The organism is Sulfobacillus thermosulfidooxidans DSM 9293, assembly GCF_900176145.1.
GTDB classification, from domain to species: Bacteria; Bacillota; Sulfobacillia; order Sulfobacillales; family Sulfobacillaceae; genus Sulfobacillus; species Sulfobacillus thermosulfidooxidans.
The window spans coordinates 3,525,943-3,543,941 of record NZ_FWWY01000001.1 but is presented as its reverse complement, the minus strand read 5'-3'; the positions used below and the strand labels follow the sequence as shown (position 1 = coordinate 3,543,941).

17 protein-coding genes are annotated in these 17,999 nt (G+C 51.4%); 14 read left to right on the top strand and 3 right to left on the bottom strand.

Annotated elements, in window-relative coordinates:
* The first annotated feature begins 2 nt into the window (after positions 1-2).
* The 12 genes from coaBC to hslO all read left to right on the top strand — a co-directional run bounded on the left by coaBC (position 3) and on the right by hslO (position 12,534).
* The gene (gene coaBC, locus B8987_RS17410; RefSeq protein WP_028962304.1) at positions 3-1,208 is read left to right on the top strand and encodes a bifunctional phosphopantothenoylcysteine decarboxylase/phosphopantothenate--cysteine ligase CoaBC; all 1,206 of its coding nucleotides are present in this window, start codon (positions 3-5) and stop codon (positions 1,206-1,208) included.
* Positions 1,201-1,632 carry a MaoC family dehydratase gene (locus B8987_RS17405; RefSeq protein WP_084661812.1) on the top strand — a complete coding sequence of 144 codons (432 nt, stop codon included), beginning with the start codon at positions 1,201-1,203 and terminating at the stop codon, positions 1,630-1,632. Before coaBC ends, B8987_RS17405 begins: the two co-directional genes overlap by 8 nt.
* Positions 1,629-3,800, top strand: a complete 2,172-nt coding sequence (gene priA, locus B8987_RS17400) for a replication restart helicase PriA (RefSeq protein WP_242940683.1) — start codon at positions 1,629-1,631, stop codon at positions 3,798-3,800. The genes B8987_RS17405 and priA overlap by 4 nt, the downstream gene beginning before the upstream one ends.
* Before the next feature lie 35 nt (positions 3,801-3,835).
* Complete coding sequence (gene def / locus B8987_RS17395; protein ID WP_028962301.1) at positions 3,836-4,318, top strand: peptide deformylase; 483 nt, start codon at positions 3,836-3,838, stop codon at positions 4,316-4,318.
* 2 nt (positions 4,319-4,320) lie between these two features.
* On the top strand, positions 4,321-5,238 hold the full coding sequence (gene fmt, locus B8987_RS17390) for a methionyl-tRNA formyltransferase (protein WP_084661809.1): 918 nt from the start codon (positions 4,321-4,323) through the stop codon (positions 5,236-5,238).
* Complete coding sequence (gene rsmB, locus B8987_RS17385) at positions 5,235-6,542, top strand: 16S rRNA (cytosine(967)-C(5))-methyltransferase RsmB (RefSeq protein WP_084661808.1); 1,308 nt, start codon at positions 5,235-5,237, stop codon at positions 6,540-6,542. The genes fmt and rsmB overlap by 4 nt, the downstream gene beginning before the upstream one ends.
* 10 nt (positions 6,543-6,552) lie before the next feature.
* Positions 6,553-7,608 (top strand): dual-specificity RNA methyltransferase RlmN, encoded by a 1,056-nt coding sequence (gene rlmN / locus B8987_RS17380; RefSeq protein WP_020374651.1) that lies wholly within the window; start codon positions 6,553-6,555, stop codon positions 7,606-7,608.
* The gene (locus tag B8987_RS17375) at positions 7,605-8,342 is read left to right on the top strand and encodes a protein phosphatase 2C domain-containing protein (RefSeq protein WP_020374652.1); all 738 of its coding nucleotides are present in this window, start codon (positions 7,605-7,607) and stop codon (positions 8,340-8,342) included. Before rlmN ends, B8987_RS17375 begins: the two co-directional genes overlap by 4 nt.
* Positions 8,320-10,215 carry a protein kinase domain-containing protein gene (locus B8987_RS17370; RefSeq protein ID WP_084661807.1) on the top strand — a complete coding sequence of 632 codons (1,896 nt, stop codon included), beginning with the start codon at positions 8,320-8,322 and terminating at the stop codon, positions 10,213-10,215. The genes B8987_RS17375 and B8987_RS17370 overlap by 23 nt, the downstream gene beginning before the upstream one ends.
* A 20-nt stretch (positions 10,216-10,235) precedes the next feature.
* Positions 10,236-11,093: a ribosome small subunit-dependent GTPase A gene (gene rsgA / locus B8987_RS17365; protein WP_020374654.1), complete on the top strand. Its 858-nt coding sequence runs from the start codon at positions 10,236-10,238 to the stop codon at positions 11,091-11,093.
* 213 nt (positions 11,094-11,306) lie between these two features.
* A complete protein-coding gene (locus B8987_RS17360) occupies positions 11,307-11,528 on the top strand; it encodes a hypothetical protein (RefSeq protein ID WP_020374655.1) in 222 nt (73 codons plus the stop codon).
* A 133-nt stretch (positions 11,529-11,661) separates the two neighbouring features.
* Positions 11,662-12,534, top strand: coding sequence for an Hsp33 family molecular chaperone HslO (gene hslO / locus B8987_RS17355; protein ID WP_020374657.1), 873 nt, complete (start codon positions 11,662-11,664; stop codon positions 12,532-12,534).
* On the opposite strand, the gene rpmB is transcribed toward hslO, so the two are convergent.
* Positions 12,531-12,722, bottom strand: a complete 192-nt coding sequence (gene rpmB / locus B8987_RS17350; RefSeq protein ID WP_076007216.1) for a 50S ribosomal protein L28 — start codon at positions 12,720-12,722, stop codon at positions 12,531-12,533. The genes hslO and rpmB overlap by 4 nt on opposite strands.
* A gap of 92 nt (positions 12,723-12,814) precedes the next feature.
* Between rpmB and B8987_RS17345 the strand changes: the two genes are divergently transcribed.
* Positions 12,815-13,180 carry an Asp23/Gls24 family envelope stress response protein gene (locus B8987_RS17345; protein WP_084661806.1) on the top strand — a complete coding sequence of 122 codons (366 nt, stop codon included), beginning with the start codon at positions 12,815-12,817 and terminating at the stop codon, positions 13,178-13,180.
* A 37-nt stretch (positions 13,181-13,217) separates the two neighbouring features.
* On the top strand, positions 13,218-15,290 hold the full coding sequence (recG, locus tag B8987_RS17340) for an ATP-dependent DNA helicase RecG (RefSeq protein WP_242940682.1): 2,073 nt from the start codon (positions 13,218-13,220) through the stop codon (positions 15,288-15,290).
* 337 nt (positions 15,291-15,627) lie between these two features.
* On the opposite strand, the gene B8987_RS17335 is transcribed toward recG, so the two are convergent.
* Together B8987_RS17335 and B8987_RS17330 are read right to left on the bottom strand one after the other, a co-directional pair.
* Positions 15,628-17,199 carry a zinc ribbon domain-containing protein gene (locus tag B8987_RS17335; protein WP_084661796.1) on the bottom strand — a complete coding sequence of 524 codons (1,572 nt, stop codon included), beginning with the start codon at positions 17,197-17,199 and terminating at the stop codon, positions 15,628-15,630.
* Positions 17,159-17,848 (bottom strand): IS607 family transposase, encoded by a 690-nt coding sequence (locus tag B8987_RS17330; RefSeq protein WP_242940681.1) that lies wholly within the window; start codon positions 17,846-17,848, stop codon positions 17,159-17,161. The genes B8987_RS17335 and B8987_RS17330 overlap by 41 nt, the downstream gene beginning before the upstream one ends.
* Positions 17,849-17,999: the final 151 nt, after the last annotated feature.

Here is a 17,999-nt window from a genome sequence, read left to right as displayed (position 1 = left end):
ATATGCGGATTATTTTAGGTGTTGGAGGCGGCATTGCCGCTTACAAAAGTTGTGAATTGGCGAGCAGCCTAGTGAAAGCTGGCCATGATGTCTTTGTGGTGATGACTGAAACTGCGGCGCAATTTATTGGGCCGTTAACTTTTCGTGCTCTAACGGGAAATCCGGTAGGAATTCATGCGACGGATGAGCCGATGGGGCCCCTTTCGCATGTAAAAATGGCCCATTGGGCTGATGTGATAATTGTGGCTCCTCTAACGCAAAATTTACTGGCGCGACTCTCTTTGGGTTTATCGTCTGATTTGTTGACCCTTATTTTTCAAGGATTTTCTGGGCCTGTGTTGGTCGCCCCAGCCATGGAAAGTGAAATGTGGCAAAGCCCGCAGACCCAGGCGCGCCTCCAAGACTTAACACGCGACCGCATGATTACCGTGATAGGTCCTAATCGAGGACGTTTAGCCTCGGGATTAACAGGCCCTGGACGCATGGCTGAACCCGAAGAAATTCTCGAGGCGTTATGGGCATTGTTCCGACCGAAGACATTACAAGGACGTTCCATATTGATTACAACCGGTCCGACTTGGGAACATTTTGATCCGGTACGAATTTTAACAAATCCTTCGACGGGAACTATGGGAATCGTTTTAGCTCGGGAACTCAGCGCTCGGGGGTCCGAGGTGGTGGTCATTCATGGTCCACGCGTACGGGAGCTAGCGATTAATCACGTTCACTATGAGGAAATTGTCTCGGCCCGCGATATGTTAAGGGCGGTTGAGAACCACATCGGACACATCGATACAGTTATCGGAGCCGCGGCTGTATCCGATTTTCGACCAGCTTATCCCCACATGCAGAAACAAAAAAAGAGTCAATTAGATCTGACTTGGATAATGGAAACCAATCCTGACATTATGGCTGAATTGGGAAGAAAATATCGTGATACCACCATTCTCATAGGATTTGCGGCAGAAACCGACAATGTCCTGGAATCTGCAAGGGATAAATTGCGGCGAAAACATCTTGATGCCATTATAGCTAATCAGGTTGGCACATCCCGCGGTTTTGGAGATGGCGAATATAAAGCGGCGATCATTCGACCTGAGGATGAACATACGACGTTACAACATATGACCAAAGAGCAGTTAGCGAGTCAAGTGGCCGATTTATTAAGTGTTCTCCAACCCAAAAAGGGGAGTCCGACGAATGTTTGATCGGAATTTTGAGTCGTTCAATGTAGGAGATACATACATTAGTTCTTCCCGCACGATTCGACCAGAGGATATCGATATATTTGCGGAATGGAGCGGTGACCACTATCCCTTACATACCGACGAGACCTACGCGAAATCGACCCGCTACGGAGAAAGAATTCTCCATGGCTTGGGCACATTGTCGATAAGTTTTGGTCTGATTCCCTTAAAAGCTCCTGAAGTGATCGCACTTTATGGATTAGACCATGTCCGTTTTTTGCGTCCCGTGACGATCGGTATGGCCATTCATGTACGGCTTGTCTGTACTAATCTTCGCCATCATGAACAAGGGGGGATTGTCCAAGTTCATATGACGACTGAAGATCATGATGGGAATCCCTTGATGAGTGCAGAAATCACGATGTTAATGCGGCGACAATCATGAAAATAGCTCATGTTATTATCGATCGTATGGCCCGTGGACTGGACCGGGCCTGGAGTTATGTGATACCTGAGGGAATGGACATCCGTGTTGGTCACCGTGTGCATGTGCCATTTGGCAAGGGAGAAACGCTGGGCATTGTCACGGCTGTGTATGAGTATGGGACACCCGATTCGGCAGCGGATGTCGTCTTAAAACCCGTGCTCAACGTCGTTGATCCGGTGCCGGTGTTAAGCGCGGTCATGATTGAATTGGGAATGTGGATGGCTGAGGAATATCTCTGTTTTCCCATTCAAGCGTACAAGGCGATGTTGCCCCGGAATATTCGCTTGCGACCGTTTTCGGCGCCGACGCAAGAATTATGCCAGGTTGTCGGGCAAAGACAGGGACGGCCATCGAAACGGCAACAATTGTGGGATATTTTAGCGGAGCGGGGTCCCTTGCTTAAAGAGGAATTGTTAAGAGAAATGCCTGAGATGCGTCAGGTCTTGCGAGACCTGGTTAAAGAAGGCACGGTTGTCATCAACAGAGTGGATAGTGCTTCGCCCTCTTTCCCTGTAGTCAAGGGACACAGGTCGCCCTTTACCCTCAATGAAGAACAAATGCATGCGGTGACGACGATTGTGGAAGCAGCTCCCGGATCGAAGTGGTTGTTGGAAGGTATCACGGGATCGGGTAAGACGGAAGTGTATTTGCAGATCATTGAGACCATAGTCCAACAAGGTCAGCAAGCTCTCGTTCTGGTACCAGAAATTGCATTGACACCGCAGACTGTTCGCCGGTTCCAAAGTCGATTCGGACAAGCGGTAGGATTATGGCATAGTTCCCTCACTGATTCTGAACGTGCCAAAACATGGCAAGCCGTTCGCGATGGCCATTTAGCGATTGTGGTAGGTGTTCGCTCAGCAATCTTTTTACCTTTTCGCGATCTCGGGCTCATTGTGCTTGATGAGGAACATGAAAGCACTTATAAGCAGGAGGAACATCCCCGCTATCATACGCGAGACGTGGCATTTTGGCTTGCGGACAAGACGGGCACCAAGGTTGTTTTAGGAAGTGCGACACCGTCTTTAGAAACGGCTTTTTACGCTCGCCAAGGACTCATCGGCTGGATTCGCTTGACTCGCCGCATTGGCACCCGAACGTTGCCGCCCGTCGAAATTATTGACATGCGCGAAGAATTGCAGGAGGGAAATCATTCAATTTTTAGCCGGGCGTTGCAGCAAGCCCTCACCAGGGCGTTGGATCGGGGCGAACAAGGCATTTTGTTTCTCAATCGCCGCGGATATGCGAGCTTTGTCATGTGCCGCGATTGTGGTCAGGCCGTGCAGTGCCCGCACTGTTCAGTGACTCTGACCTATCATCAAGACCAGAATAAACTCATGTGCCATTATTGTTTCTATACCATCGACCCGCCTACCGCGTGTCCTCATTGCGGGAGCCGGCGTATTCGCTACTTTGGCGCCGGTACAGAACGAATCGTGGAAGAAGTCATGAAATTATGGCCCGGTACCAGAGTGTTGCGCGCGGACCGCGATACCTTATCGTCGCGTCACAGCTATTACCAATTATATGATGATTTTGTGAACCGCAGGGCCGATGTATTGGTCGGCACGCAAATGATTGCTAAAGGTATGGATTTTCCTCATGTGTCGGTGGTGGGGATCGTTGCTGCTGACGTCGCCTTGCATTTGCCTGATTTTCGGCGCTCGGAACGGACGTTTCAACTGCTTGTCCAAGCATCTGGGCGTACTGGCCGGGGCGATCTTCCAGGTGTCGTGATTGTACAAGCCTATGAACCTGAGCACTTTGCGATTCAAAGTGCAGCCACTCACGGTTATGACGATTTCTACAATCAAGAGATTCAATATCGCCGGGAATTAGGATATCCCCCTTTTGGGAATCTGTGGCTCTTAGAAGTCGCTGATGCTTCGGAACAAAAAGCCAAAGAGACCATTCACCGCATTTTTGAGAAAGTGACAGGATTGATGGAGATGGGCATCGAGGTTCTGGGACCCGCACCAGCCCCCTTGCCGAAAGTGCGGGGACGGTTTAGGTACCATGTTCTTTTAAAGGGAGCCAAAAATCCACGGATTATGGCTGTGCTTTCGGAAATTGAGCGAGACGAACTATCCTGTAGTATTACGGTAGACCCATATTATATGTTATAAATGGTGAGATATGATGACGTACGAGGTGACTCAATATGATGGAAATTCGTCTGGCGGGAGATGACGTCTTACGTCAAATTGCCAAACCGGTCCGCAAGGTGAATAAAGAGATTCAATCGTTATTAAAAGAGATGGCCGAAACCATGTATGCCGCAGATGGTATTGGACTGGCGGCCCCACAGGTTGGGATTTCCAAGCGCGTTGTGGTGGCAGATGTCGGGGACGGCCTAATTGAACTGGTAAATCCACAGATTTTGTACCGAGAAGGCGTTCAAAGTGGTTATGAAGGATGTTTGTCCATTCCCGATTTAGTGGGAGAAGTCGAACGTGCCGAGAAAATTCGGGTGACGGGTTTAGACCGGCATGGGCACCAAATATGGTTGAATTGTGAAGGACTTCTCGCCCGCTGTTTGCAACATGAAATTGACCATTTGGACGGAATTCTTTTTACAGACCTCGCCTTAAAAGTGGTTCCGCGTGAATCCGTAGAGGTTGACGATGAGGTGGTGTTAGACTAAGCGTGGCACGGATATTATTTATGGGAACCCCAGAGTATGCGCGGGTAATTTTAGACGGGCTCTTAACCCGCAGTGATTTGACGATTCGCGTTGTCACCAAAGCCGATACACCACAAGGTCGTCATATGCGCTTAACCCCATCTCCGGTCGCGCAACGAGCCAGCGAAAGAGGGCTGATGGTTGATAAGCCGGATCGCCTTGTCGCATATAAAGAAGCTTGGGTCAAGTGGGCTCCTGATCTCATTATTACCGCGGCGTATGGCAAAATACTGCGGCCATGGGTTCTGGGCCTGCCGCGGCACGGAGCCTTCAATTTGCATGCCTCATTGTTACCGCGGTGGCGGGGTCCCAATCCGATTGCCTGGGCAATTCGGGCGGGTGACGCCATGACAGGGGTCACCTTAATGCGGATGGATCAAGGTGTCGATACGGGAGATATTGTTGCCCAGCGTTCTGTGGCCATCACGAATGAGATGACGATGGGCAAATTAACGAATTTACTCGCGGAGCAAGCCCGGGATTTGCTGCTAGAATATTTAGATCGCTTGTTGTCGGGACAGGTCAAAGAAACCGCGCAAGATGACAGTCAAGCTACTTACGCCGGGAAATTTGCGCCAGAAGATAGTCGCATTAATTGGAATCAACCGGCCACCTCGATTGACCGATTAATTCGGAGCATGAGCCCTGAACCCGGGGCTTATACTATGTGTCAAGGAATTCGCGTCAAAATCTTAGAATGTGCATACGATAAGGGTACACAGCCTATAGCGACGGCGGAATTAGCGGGTAATCACTGGCAGATTGGGACGGCCGAGGGTGTGGTGATTGTTAAGCGGGTGAAACCGGCTGGTCGGAAAGAAATGACTCCTGGGGATTTTCAACGAGGCTTGCATGTTGTAGGTAAGGTGGTGTGTCAATGACGGGGCCAGGACCAGCACGAATCGAAGCGTTAAACGTGTTGACGCTAATCCGAGGCGGCGAGCCAGTGGGAGAGGCTTTGGCACAACGCACACGTCTTGGACAATTGTCACCGGCTGACCGGTCGTTGATGACCCAAATTGTCTATGGTGTGCTACGCAATCAGCGCTATCTTGATGCATGGCTTGCCCCATTCCTGCGCGGAGAATTAGAACCCGTGGTGCGGGATATCCTGCGAATGGCTTTATTTCAAATGGGATTTTTAGACCGGGTTCCGGCTTATGCGATTGTTGATGCGGCTGTGGAACAAACCAAATCCGTATCTCCTCGAGCAACCGGGATGGTCAACGCGATTTTACGACGGGCACCGACTAAGAAACCACAAAATTTGCCTTTAGCCGTTGAGTTTTCGCATCCTGATTGGTTAGTTCATCGATGGCAAAATCGGTTTGGTACAGAAAAAACCCGTAGGATTTTGATGGTAAATAACGAAGTGCCTCCGCTGTCTTTGCGTGTCAACGTTTTAAAAACGTCACGGGAAGCAGTACTGGAAGAATTACACCAAGAGGGCGTACGGGCTGAACTGTCCCGTTATGTCCCTGAAGCGATACGGGTGTCGGGTTCGTTTTGGTTAGAAGACTTGCCAGCATTTCAAAGTGGGCTAATCACCGTACAAGATGAAAGTAGCATGTTAGTCACATGGGTCCTCGATCCCCAAGCTGACGAGCGCATTGTCGATTTGACAGCAGGACTCGGGGGCAAGACCGGTCACATTTTGGAACGCACACAAGGACAGGCAAAGGTTACCGCGGTTGATCTGTCTCGTACGCGGTTGAAATTGCTTCAAGAAAATTTAACCCGTTTAGGCTTTTCCCATCATGTGACCGTGATGGAAATGGATGCCCGCTATTTCGCAGCGAATAACATCCATGTATTTGACCGGGTATTATTGGATGCCCCTTGCAGTAATCTTGGGGTCTTGCGTCGGCGATCGGATGCGCGATGGAAAAAACAAGAAAATGATTTACAAGAACACCAAAATCTTCAACAAGAACTTTTGACGGCTGCCATCACCCTTGCCAAACCGGGTGGGGTCGTTGTCTATAGTACGTGTTCGGTAGAACCTGAGGAGACCATTATGGTTCTGGATCAGGTTTTGGCGACACATCCCGGTGTGCACCATGAGAATGTCCGGGAATATTTGCCGGATCCCATTTTCGAAGAATTTGTCGTAGATGGCAACTTAATATTACTTCCTGGGGATTTAGGGATGGACGGATTTTTTATTGCACGTTTACGAACATGAGGTGAGGTCAGTGAAAAACCAGGTTTGGGATGTCTTGTCACAGTCCAAAGACGAGATGACAGCATGGATGAAAGCGCAAGGGTTGCCGGGGTACCGCGGAACGCAGCTCTTTGAAGCATTGTGGCGTCATAGGGTTAAGGATTATGAGGAGATTACTTCATGGCCCAAAGCATTGCGGGAGAACATGACCAACCAATTTCCCCTATACCGCTTACAAGCCGAGACGGTGCAGAGAGGTCATGATGGTACCCTTAAGATTCTCGGCCGTCTTTATGATGGTCAGCATATTGAAACCGTTGTCCTCCCTCATGATTATGGGTACAGTGTCTGCGTGTCCTCCCAAGTTGGTTGCAACATGGGCTGTAAATTTTGTGCTTCTGGCTTGTTAAAACGGACAAGGAACCTCAGTGCGGGGGAAATTTTAGACCAGGTCCGTTTGGCCAATGATTTGATTGCCGATCAAGGGGCCGTCATTAGTCGCGTGGATTTGATGGGAATTGGCGAGCCGTTGGATAACTATGAGAACGTGATGCAGTTTATTCAAATCGCACATGATCCGCTTGGATTCAATCTGAGCTATCGTCATTTTACCATATCGACAAGCGGCCTAGTCCCTGACATTTATCGTCTAGCTCAAGAAGGGATGCCCATTACCTTAGCGGTATCATTGCACGCACCCACGGATGATTTGCGGCGGCAATTGATGCCGATTAATAAGGCTTACCCCGTTCATCAACTGATTGAGGCCTGTAAAGACTATTTTCACAAAACAGGTCGCCGTGTGAGTTTCGAATATGCATTATTGGCGGGGATTAATGACTCAAATCAGCACGCGGAGCAATTGGCGAATCTCCTTAAAGGGTTTTCGTGTCACGTCAATCTTATTCCTTGGAATCCTGTTCCCGAACATCCTTTCCAACCGTCCTCTAAAAAACGGGTGGAAGAATTTCAAAGAATCGTGCAGGATCGTGGAATTTCTTGTACGATACGAAAGGAAATGGGACAAGAAATTGAAGCGGCTTGTGGTCAGCTACGACGGCGTGAGGAGGAATTGTTATCACCGTGAAGACTTATGGTCGATCGGACCAAGGCCTGGTGCGCAGCGAAAATCAAGATGACTTTTTGATTCGGCCTGTTGAAGCTGGGGGATTCTTGCTCGCGGTGGCTGATGGGATTGGTGGTGGTCCGGCCGGAAGCCGCGCGAGTCACATGGCTTTAGAAGCCATGGATGATGCGGTAGGAGTTAACGTCATTGATGTTTCGCGCCTGGTGTCTGCCGTGTCTTTGGCTAATCGGCGCATTTTCGAGTTGGGGCAAGGGGATACCCGATTGGAAGGTATGGGCACAACCCTGACGGCCGCGGTATTATTTCCCGACCGCCTGCTTCTCAGTCACGTAGGGGATTCACGGGCTTATCGTATACGCCATGATCAAATTATTCGATTGACCATGGATCATTCCGTGGCGGGGGAAATGGAACGCGCCGGGACCATTACACCGGAAGAGGCTCAAGATCATCCCAAAAGACATGTACTGACCAGGGCCTTAGGTCCATTTGATCGGGTACGGATTGATGTGGCCGACATGCCGTGGTCAGATGAGGATCGCTTGCTTTTATGCACAGATGGTCTAACCTCCGTTGTTGCCGATGATGAAATTCTTCGCTATGCCGAACGGTATCACGGCCAAGACCTTATTGACCAACTCGTGGATGCGGCGCTCAGGCGAGGCGGCCCGGATAATATTACCGTTGTATTAGCAGAAGTCATGCAAGACCGTGGTGAAAGCAATGGTAGGTAAGATTTTAGGGAGTCGGTATGAAATCTTAGAACGAATTGGACAAGGCGGTATGTCCTTAGTCTACCGGGCTCGTGATATTACGCTCAATCGCCTGGTCGCGGTGAAAATCCTCAAACATCAATGGGCTGAAGATGACGAAGTGGTACACCGGTTTGATCAAGAGGCTCGTGCTGCGGCCTCTTTAGTGAATCGTCATATTGTGCAAGTTTATGATGTCGGGCGCGAAGATCCTGATATCCATTATATGGTTATGGAATTGGTATCAGGAGAGACTTTACGCAATAAATTGGATCGGGATGCCCCTTTATCTGTCGAATGTGCTTTACGCATTGCCGATCAAGTCGCGCAAGGATTAGAAGCTGCTCATGCCCAAAAAGTTGTTCACCGGGATATCAAACCGCAAAATATTTTGATTGCGGCAGATGGCACGGTGAAAGTGACAGATTTTGGCATTGCCTATGCGGCCACATCCGGGACCCTGGTGAATACGGGTTCACTGCTTGGAACCGTGCAATATTTAAGTCCTGAACAGGCTCGAGGAAAACTCGTTGGACCCCAGTCCGATCTCTATTCCTTGGGGATTGTCTTATTCGAAATGTTAACGGGCCAATTACCGTTCGAAGCGGATAGTCCTATCGGTGTTGCCATTAAGCATCTTCAAGATGAAGCCCCTGATGTGACCACCTTGCGCCCAGATATTCCTCAGCCCGTAGCAAAAATTGTTCAGCGCGCATTGTCCAAGGATCCCGCTGAAAGATACCAAAGTGCCAAAGCCATGCAACAAGACATTCAACGTGCCTTGCATGGAGAAGAGGCCCTCATGCCCGAAGTCGCCACCAAAAAACCGGAAAGTGAACCGCGTACGGCTGACAAACGCCGACGAAAATGGTTGCCATGGGTGATTGCGGCGCTGATTGTGGCCTTATTGGTTGGAAGTGGTCTCTACGCGTTTGATCGCTGGATATATACCCCAGCTGTAACATTACCCAATGTGAAGGGAGAGCCCTTGAGCACTGCCCGGGCTAAGCTGGGCAAACTTGGTTTGACGGTGACAGTAGGGGGAAAGGCACCGTCATCGCAGCTCCCCAAGAACTACATCCTGAACGAGATTCCGGCAGCAGGAACTCAGGTTAAAGCCGGACAAAGTGTCGAAGTGATTTTATCGACCGGGCCTCAGCAGGTGCTCGTTCCTGATGTCAAAGGTGAAGATGTCTTTCAGGCGGTGCAAAACCTTAAGACGGAAGGGCTAAGAGCCATAACCAAGCATCTCAAGAGTCACGCTGCCAAAGGGCAAGTTATTAGGCAGAGCCCGGCGCCAGGCACGAATTTGGCACAGGGACAGCCCGTGACTATTTGGGTGTCAGACGGACCTCCAACGAGTAACCAAATCATGCCGAACTTGGAAGGGTTATCCGTATCCCAAGCTGCCAGTTTGCTCATTGGGATGAATATTTCCGTGGGCACGCCCACAGCAAGTTACAGCACAGAACCTGTGAATACGATTATTGATCAAAATCCTGAGCCGTATTCTTCACTGGCTAATGTGAGCCAAGTGAATGTCACGGTCTCGGAGGGACCGAGTCCTCAAAGTGCCAACTTGCCGAAAAACGTCACCGTGGCGACATGGCAAATTCCGAATAATGCACCGCCCAAATCACTCTTGAAAGTGGTTGTTACAGACAGTGCGGGCAACGAGGAGGTCATTTATCAGCAGGTGGATCCGGGCCAGCAAATTCAAATTCCGGTAACCTGGTATGGGACCCGTGGGCAATTGTTGGTATTTCTCAATGGGCAAGCGCAAGCGCCCCAACCACTAACAGCAAACGGTAATTCAACGAGTCCCGCTGTCGGGACCAGTACACCTCCCTCATAAGGATAAAGGAGTCGTGGCGTGTGCAGGGATTAGTCGTGTTGTTAGAAGCGAATCGTCCTACGGTGGAAACGGATGATGGAAAACGGTATTTATGCTATCTACGAGGAAAAATTAAACGGGATGCTGGCCGCATTTTGGTTGGCGACCGGGTGGAAATCATGCCGACGGATCCGGGTGAGGCGATTATTACCAAAGTCTTGCCCCGTTCCCATTCGCTCTTTCGTCCCCCTGTGGCCAATGTATCCGGTCTATTTGTGATTTTCAGCTTTACAGAACCCCGGGGTAGTTTGGAACTGTTGGATAAACGGCTAGTGATGGCCCACATTTTAAACGTGGAAGCGGAAATTGTGGTCACGAAAACTGACCTGGTTGACGACCGCGAGAAACTAACCCGGTTTATGACCCTATATAAAAATATTGGATACCGGGTTTGGGCCACGAGTGTGACAACGGGGGAGGGAATTCCGGAATTTTTAGAGGCACCCCGGACGGGAATATGGGTTATGGTGGGCGAGAGTGGGGCCGGCAAATCGTCCCTGGCTAAAGCGTTGTTACCGCATGAAGAACTCGATATTCAAGGATTGAGTCGGATTGGTCGTGGTCAACAAACTACGCGCTGGGTACGTCTTTTGAAGACCCGTCAATTCTGGTTAGCGGATACCCCAGGCTATACCGCCTTAGAAATGTCGGTCAAGGATCCCCAATTGATCCGGCAGGCATTTTGGGAGTGGGATAATGCCTCTTGCCGGTTTCCTGGATGCTTTCATATTGATGAGCCGGGATGTGATGTATTACCAAAAGTGATGCAGGGGATCTATGATCCCGTGCGTTATGAGCATTACCGCCTGATTCTTAACCAATGGGTTAAACGATATTAAGCCTGGATTAATTTGCCAGAGCATAGACAGCCTACAATCTTGCAAAGATGACGACTCACTTATTCACCTTCTCGCATATCATGAAATGAGGCGCAAGACCTCCTGGATGATGTTCCCTTGTATTCGACGACTCACCTTGACTATGACCGGTTCATGCACCATTTGCGGGAGATTCCGTACCATGGTGAATGATCCGTGAAGGAGGTGAGAAGGGTGAGATATCGTCGTTATGCAATGGGATCAAGACAGACATTGACGCGCCGATTAACAGGAGCCGGTTTATCATTGGCGGGTGGCATTATTGTTATCAAAGTGTTTCCTTTATGGATTTGGCCAGTCTTTGTGGGGTTATGGATGTTTTGGGCCGGGCTTGGTCCGGTGTTAGTCGGACTTGGACTCATTTGGTTAGGATGGAAGCTGTTATCCCGGTGGTAAAGTGAGGGCACAATGAGAAAGGATGGATGACAATGCAGGTTCAAGTAGTGAAAGTTCCTCGATTTGTTGGCAAGATCCTACAAGTGGTGTTAAGCTTTTGGGCTAAAGAAAAGAAATCATAACTGAGGTGATTATGACGGATTATCGACGTAAGGCGACGGCAGCCGATGGAACGATGCGAATTATTGTAGCAAATACTAAGGATACCGCGCTACAAGTTCAGCGTGTTCACCAGGCCTCCCCTGTGGCTGCCGCCGCCATGGGGCGGCTGTTGACAGCGGCAGCCCTTTTGGCCGCCGATTTTAAAGATGCCGCACTTGTTAAAGTGGAGGTTGATGGTGGAGGTCCGTTAGGACGAGTTATTGCTGAAGCCCGGACCGGGGGGCGGGTGCGCGCACGCGCTGAACATCCCCAGGTGACACTGCCCCTACGAAATGATGGCAAATTGGCGGTGGGACAAGCTGTTGGGACAGATGGCGTTTTCAAAGTGACGCGCGAAGAGCATAATGGCCTCATTTATCAGGGACAGGTGGAATTGTTGAGCGGCGAAATTGGTCAAGATTTCGCGCAGTATTACACGCTTTCTGAACAGATTCCGAGTGCTGTAGCTTTGGGCGTTCTGGTCGGCACGGATTCTTTGGTTCAAGCCGCTGGGGGTCTCGTTGTGCAAGCCTTGCCTGGTAGTGAACCCTACATTGATGGTGTGAGCGCACGTTTCGCCCATTTGGACCACATTAGCCACCGATTAGCGGACGGGGAAAGCGTGGAACAACTTGCTGAAGAGGTCATGGGTACCCCCCTTCATTGGTATGATCCTGAGCCAATTTACTATCAGTGTGAGTGCAGCAAAACCCGGAGCCTGGAACTTTTGTCCAGTTTACCCCGGGTAGAAATCGAAGAACTAATAAAAGATCAGGGAGCAGAAGTTGTCTGCCATTATTGCCACACGGCCTATCAATTTTCCCAAAGTGATATTGAGAAACTGCTAGACCGGGCGATAGATTAGATTGCTCGGTCTACGCGCCCGGAGCGTAAGCAGCGTGTGCACACATAAATCCGTTTGACTTTACCATTAACCCGAGCACGAACGTGTTGGATATTGGGTTTCCATACCCGTCGCGTCTTATGATGGGAATGGCTAACGTTATTTCCATGTACGGTGTGCTTCCCGCAAACCTCACAGCGATACGCCATTACGGAACCTCCTCGATGCCATGACATTCCTTGCTATGGTAACATAGGGACAAGTGAACTGCAAGAAGGCAAAGAAACGAGGAGGCTAGGCCATGGAAAGACGCACCGAATATGGAACATTAGCGATTAACGATGAGGTGCTTGCGGCCATTGTTCAATCGGCTGTTCTTGAGATGCCTGGAGTGGCCGATGTTGGGACGTTTGGGTTGGGAGAGGGTCTTACCGAGTTGATTAAAAAAGACTCGGGGACCCGGGGAGTGACCTTTCAAGATACCGATCAAGGGCTTGTTGTAGAAATTGCCGTCATTGTAGACTACGGTGAGCGTATTCCCATACTGGGACGCCGGATTGTAAACCGGATTAGTCAAGTGTTATCCGATGCGGTCTCGATTCGTCCGGCCAAAGTTGTTGTCGAAGTACAGGGCATTCGCTCCGGTACTTCCGAGTCTTCCCGTTAAACGTGGAACTGGCAGAACTGTAGGAGGGATTTGTGGCGTGGCAAAAAGCCGAACGACCCATTCGGTACTGTTGGGGCCGGGCGATATGGTTACTAAATGGCCAGGAATAGGGGAAACACGGGCACTAGAACTAGAAAATCTTGGGGTAAAAACGTTTGAAGATCTCTTAGGATTGTGGCCACATCGTCATGAAGACCGCTCAGTTATTACTCCGTTGTGGATGGTCCAAGACGGCGAGAGTGTAACGGTCCAGGGAATCATCCAAAGCGCCCATTATGATCCTGTTAAGAAAATATTGCGTGTGCAGATTCAAGAGGGACATGCCTCATTAACGGCCATCTTTTTTCATGCGAGCTGGTTAAAACGTCAATTTGAACCCGGATACAAAGCAATTTTCAGCGGTAAGGCCGAGCGACGCGGCCATCAGCTAAGTATGGCCCATCCTGACTTTCAAGTCATGACGGAAGACCGCGAACCCTTGTTAGGCTTGGTACCCATTTATCCCCTATCCGGTTCGTTAAAACAGGTATTTATGCAAAGGCTCATGCGCGACATCGTTCCGCGTTTTGCCCCCCAACTTTCAGATCCCTTACCTCGGCCGATTCAAGAGCAAGAAGGCTTAATCTCACGCCCGGAAGCAATTTTGCATCAGCATTTTCCGCCCAATGCCCTGGCACTGGAAGCCTCTCGCAAAAGGCTGGTGTTCGACGAATTTTTGCGCATTGCCTTGGCCGTGTTGTTGATGCATCAGGTTGATCCGCATGTGCCCGGTATGGTGCAAAAGCCTGATGGACCCTTGGTGCAGCGATTCTTAGCCTCACTTCCTTTTTCCTTAACAGAGGGGCAAAAAAAGGCATGGGACGAGATTCAACATGATTTACGGCAGCCAACGCCCATGGCCCGGCTCTTGCAAGGCGATGTGGGATCTGGGAAAACGGTCATCGCTATTTTGACCATGTTGGCCGCTGTGGATGCAGGCCACCAGGCCGCTTTCATGGCACCCACGGAATTGTTGGCGGAGCAGCAATGGTTAGTGCTGCAAAATTTTCTTCGTCCTTTAGGATTGTCCGTCGCTCTGTTAACAGGAAAGGACCGGCATGCCGACACTTACCGGGAAGCATTGAAAACGGGAAGCATTTTGCTGGTAGTCGGGACCCAGGCCTTAATTGGGGACCGTGTGGAATTTAAGCGATTGGGCGTGGTTGTGGTTGATGAGCAGCATCGGTTTGGAGTCAAACAACGTGCCCGTTTATCCTTGAAAGGGGAATACCCTGATATGTTGGTGATGACTGCAACACCTATTCCCCGTACTTTAGCTCTAACAGTATATGGCGATTTACAAGTATCGGAAGTGAGGGGTTTACCACCGGGTCGCAAACCCGTGGAAACCATTCATTTATCGCACAAAGACCGGCGCATAGCTTATCAACGGGTGATGGCCGCGGTCAAACGTGGCGAACAAGCTTATGTCGTGTGTCCCTTGGTCGGTGGCGATGATGAAGAGACTCAAGCAAAAGCAGCGGTGGATTTGGCCGAGGGCATGAAAAAAATTCCTGGTTGGCGCATTGGTTTATTGCATGGCAAAATGCACTCAAAAGATAAGACGCGCATTATGGAACAATTCCGCCAAGGGGACATTGATGTCTTGGTTGCAACCACCATCGTGGAGGTCGGTGTTGATGTCCCTAATGCAACGATGATGGTCATTGAAGAAGCCGACCGGTTTGGATTAGCCCAACTGCATCAGTTGCGCGGACGAGTCGGACGGGGACCTAAGCCAGCAACGTGTTTTCTCATTGCCGACCCCAAAACGGATCAAGCTCGAGAACGCTTAGAAGCTATGGTCCGTTTTCATGAGGGGCTGAAATTGGCGGAAGAAGATTTACGACTGCGTGGCCCGGGAGAAATTTTAGGGATGCGCCAACATGGATTAACAGGATTTCAATTAGCCCATCCTCTTAAAGATTTAGACTTATTGCAGCGCGCGCGTGGTGTGGCACGAGAAATTGTCCGCTCCGATCCACAATTAGTGCAGCCTGAACATCAAGCCTTGCGGACATGGGTTCTCGATGCCATGGATGACGGCATTCCTTCACAAGTTTTGCATTGAGTGGTATCAGCAGCTGCCCAATTCTTGGGACAACGAGGGACAACCGCTATTCACGGCAGCCCCATTCCGGGGGATCCCCCAAAGGGGGAAGAGCGGCTTGTGAAGCACCCATCCGCTCCATCCCGGTTACTCCGGCCATTTCTAGCCGGTTGCAGGGTACACATCAGGCGCTGTCCGGGACAAAGCCGGTGCTTCGACGCCTTTCTGTCTGCCGGGGGAGAACCACTGGCCTCCCCGCGACTTCCGGCATCCCCAGGCCGCTTAGGACAGCGTGTCGCCTGTTGGGTTGGTTAGCCGGGAAGCCGACCGCCCAATTCTTGTGGAGTCCGCAGCGCGGTTACACCCCGCTCCGGTTCGGGCCGGTTTTCATCGTTGGCACTGTCTCACTCCGCCTGCGGTTCGTGCGTTGGCCCTGAGCCTCACGGAGCTTCTGCTCGTGCCGCAATTTGGCGATAGCGGGGAAGATCCGCAGCCATTTCTTGCGCAGGTTCAAGGCTCCCACCAGGTCGGCATTCCCGCTCCATCCGCAGGCATAGCAGTGAAACACATCCTGGCCTCGGCGGCGATGACGGGTTGCCTCGCGGAACCGCGCCCCCAGATGACCGCAGCGGGGACAGGCTTGGCTGGTGAATTGGGCATCCCGCGTGACGGTCAGAATCCCTGCGTGTAACGCCATGTGCCGCACCCAGTGCATGATCTTGCCGCGCATCCAGTAAGAGCGACGCACGTTTTGCCGTTTCATCCAGCCGATGCGCTGGGGGCTTCTCATGTGGGAAAGAGCCTCGAACACGATCACTTTGCTCCCGTTTGCCTGGGCGAAATCCACGATCTGGCGTGCCACCTGCTGAGCGACCGCGTCTTCCCGATGCTTGAGATGTTTCCAGATGGGATGGTTCGCTCCTCGTTTCGCACGACCTCCTGTTTTGTGTTGCCGGACAGCAATCGCCTTGAGTCTGCGGAACCTCCGCTGCTCGTGCGGCCGTCCGGGGATAAACCGGGTGCCGGTCACCTTCGCGCCCTGAAACGCCACGGCGACTGCGAGGTTGTTGACCCCCAGGTCCACCGTGGCGATGGGCAGGTTGGGGTTCTCGGCCAGCTGGTCCTGGGCCCGTTTCACCCGGATCGGGGTGAAGAGCGGAACGTGGAACCGCCAATGGCTGCCGTCATGGAAAAGGGTGCCGGATGCCATCACCGGAACGCCTTTCTGCTGCTTGCCTTCGGTCTTCAGAAGGGTTTGGGCCTCCTCCTCTCGGCCGGCTTTTTGCAAGGTCCGCGCCTCGGCCCGCACTTTGTCCATCCGGGCCTGCTCGGCTTCGGCTACAGAGAGCAGAGAACGCTGATAGGGAGCGATGGCAACAGGATACGCCTCGAACCGCCAGACTTCCCCGTTCCAGACTTTCACCCGCAGGAAGGAACGGGTTTCCTCGCGCACCAGCAGGCTCATGCCTTGGTAAAGGGTAACGGGCATCGACCGGACAGTCGGAATGGTAGGAGCCTTCCCGCGACGGTGTGCGGCCCGGGTTTCCCATCGTCGCCGGGTGGCTCGGTAACTTTTCGCCAGGCCGATGGCCCGGTTGATGGCCGCGCGGCGGAACAGGACCGGAGCCGCTTCGGCACCGGGCAGGCCGGAGAGCGGGTGAGGGGGGATGGGGTGAGTCGCAGTGGATATGGTCGCAAACTCTAGCCGAGTGAGGATGTCCTTGTTCGTCGGAATCTGTTCGGAGAGGATTGCCCCAGTTTGGATGTCCCCCTCGACGACCTTGTCCCAGAAGGATGGTTGGTTTAGCAGGATGTCTAGGTAGAACTGCACCATCTGGGTAAACAAGGTTTCGGTGGCCGTCAAAGCCTCCCGCTTGCCGGGATTGGCATCAAGGAGCGGCAAGATCAGGGTCTTGACGGCGGTTGCCAAATGTTTGTTCCCCTCCTTTCTCGTGGTGCTCGTGAATGGTCTCGGTGATTTTCTTCCGAAACCCCTGGCTCCGTCTGCCGTAGAGCCTGGCGGAGAATACCGTCAAGATCGTAATGAGATCGCGGGTCAATTCGTCCTCGAAAGAGGCCGGAGGCGGATCCTGTGCGGTTTCCACTCGCACGTCAAAAGCCCGGAGATATTCGACCAAATAGCGATACCCAAAGCGGGCGAGTCGATCCGGGTACTCGATGAGGAGCACATCGAAGCCTCGTTTTTCCGCCAGATGCAGCACTCGCCAGAGACCACGGCGTTTGTCATTGATACCAGACGCTTGTTCGGCCACCACTAACACCGGATCATAGCCACGTTTTTGGGCCTCTTCCCGGAGTCGATCACGTTGCCGATCCAGATTCCCGTCACGCGTCTGTTTCGAGGACGATACCCGGGCATAAATCACGCACCGAGCGCCGAACCCCATCTGGCGTTGGGTGAGCAACCGCATGATGTCGTCAGCCCGGTAGCGACGATACCCCGTCGGCGTGCGCACGGATTGGATCGTTTGGGCCTGTTCCCACCGCCGCAAGGTCTTCGGCGTAATGCCCAGAATCTTTGGGGCCTTACCAATAGATATGTATTTAATCCATTTCAATATTTTACCACCGAAAGGTATAGAAAGGCAATTGGTAGTGTAGGTCGCATGACATGCCTGTCCTTTTTCTTTTGATTCTTAAGCTGCTTTTCTATGGGTCCATTGACAGAAATTTTACCGATGTATACAATGAAAGCGGAAAATATCAGAA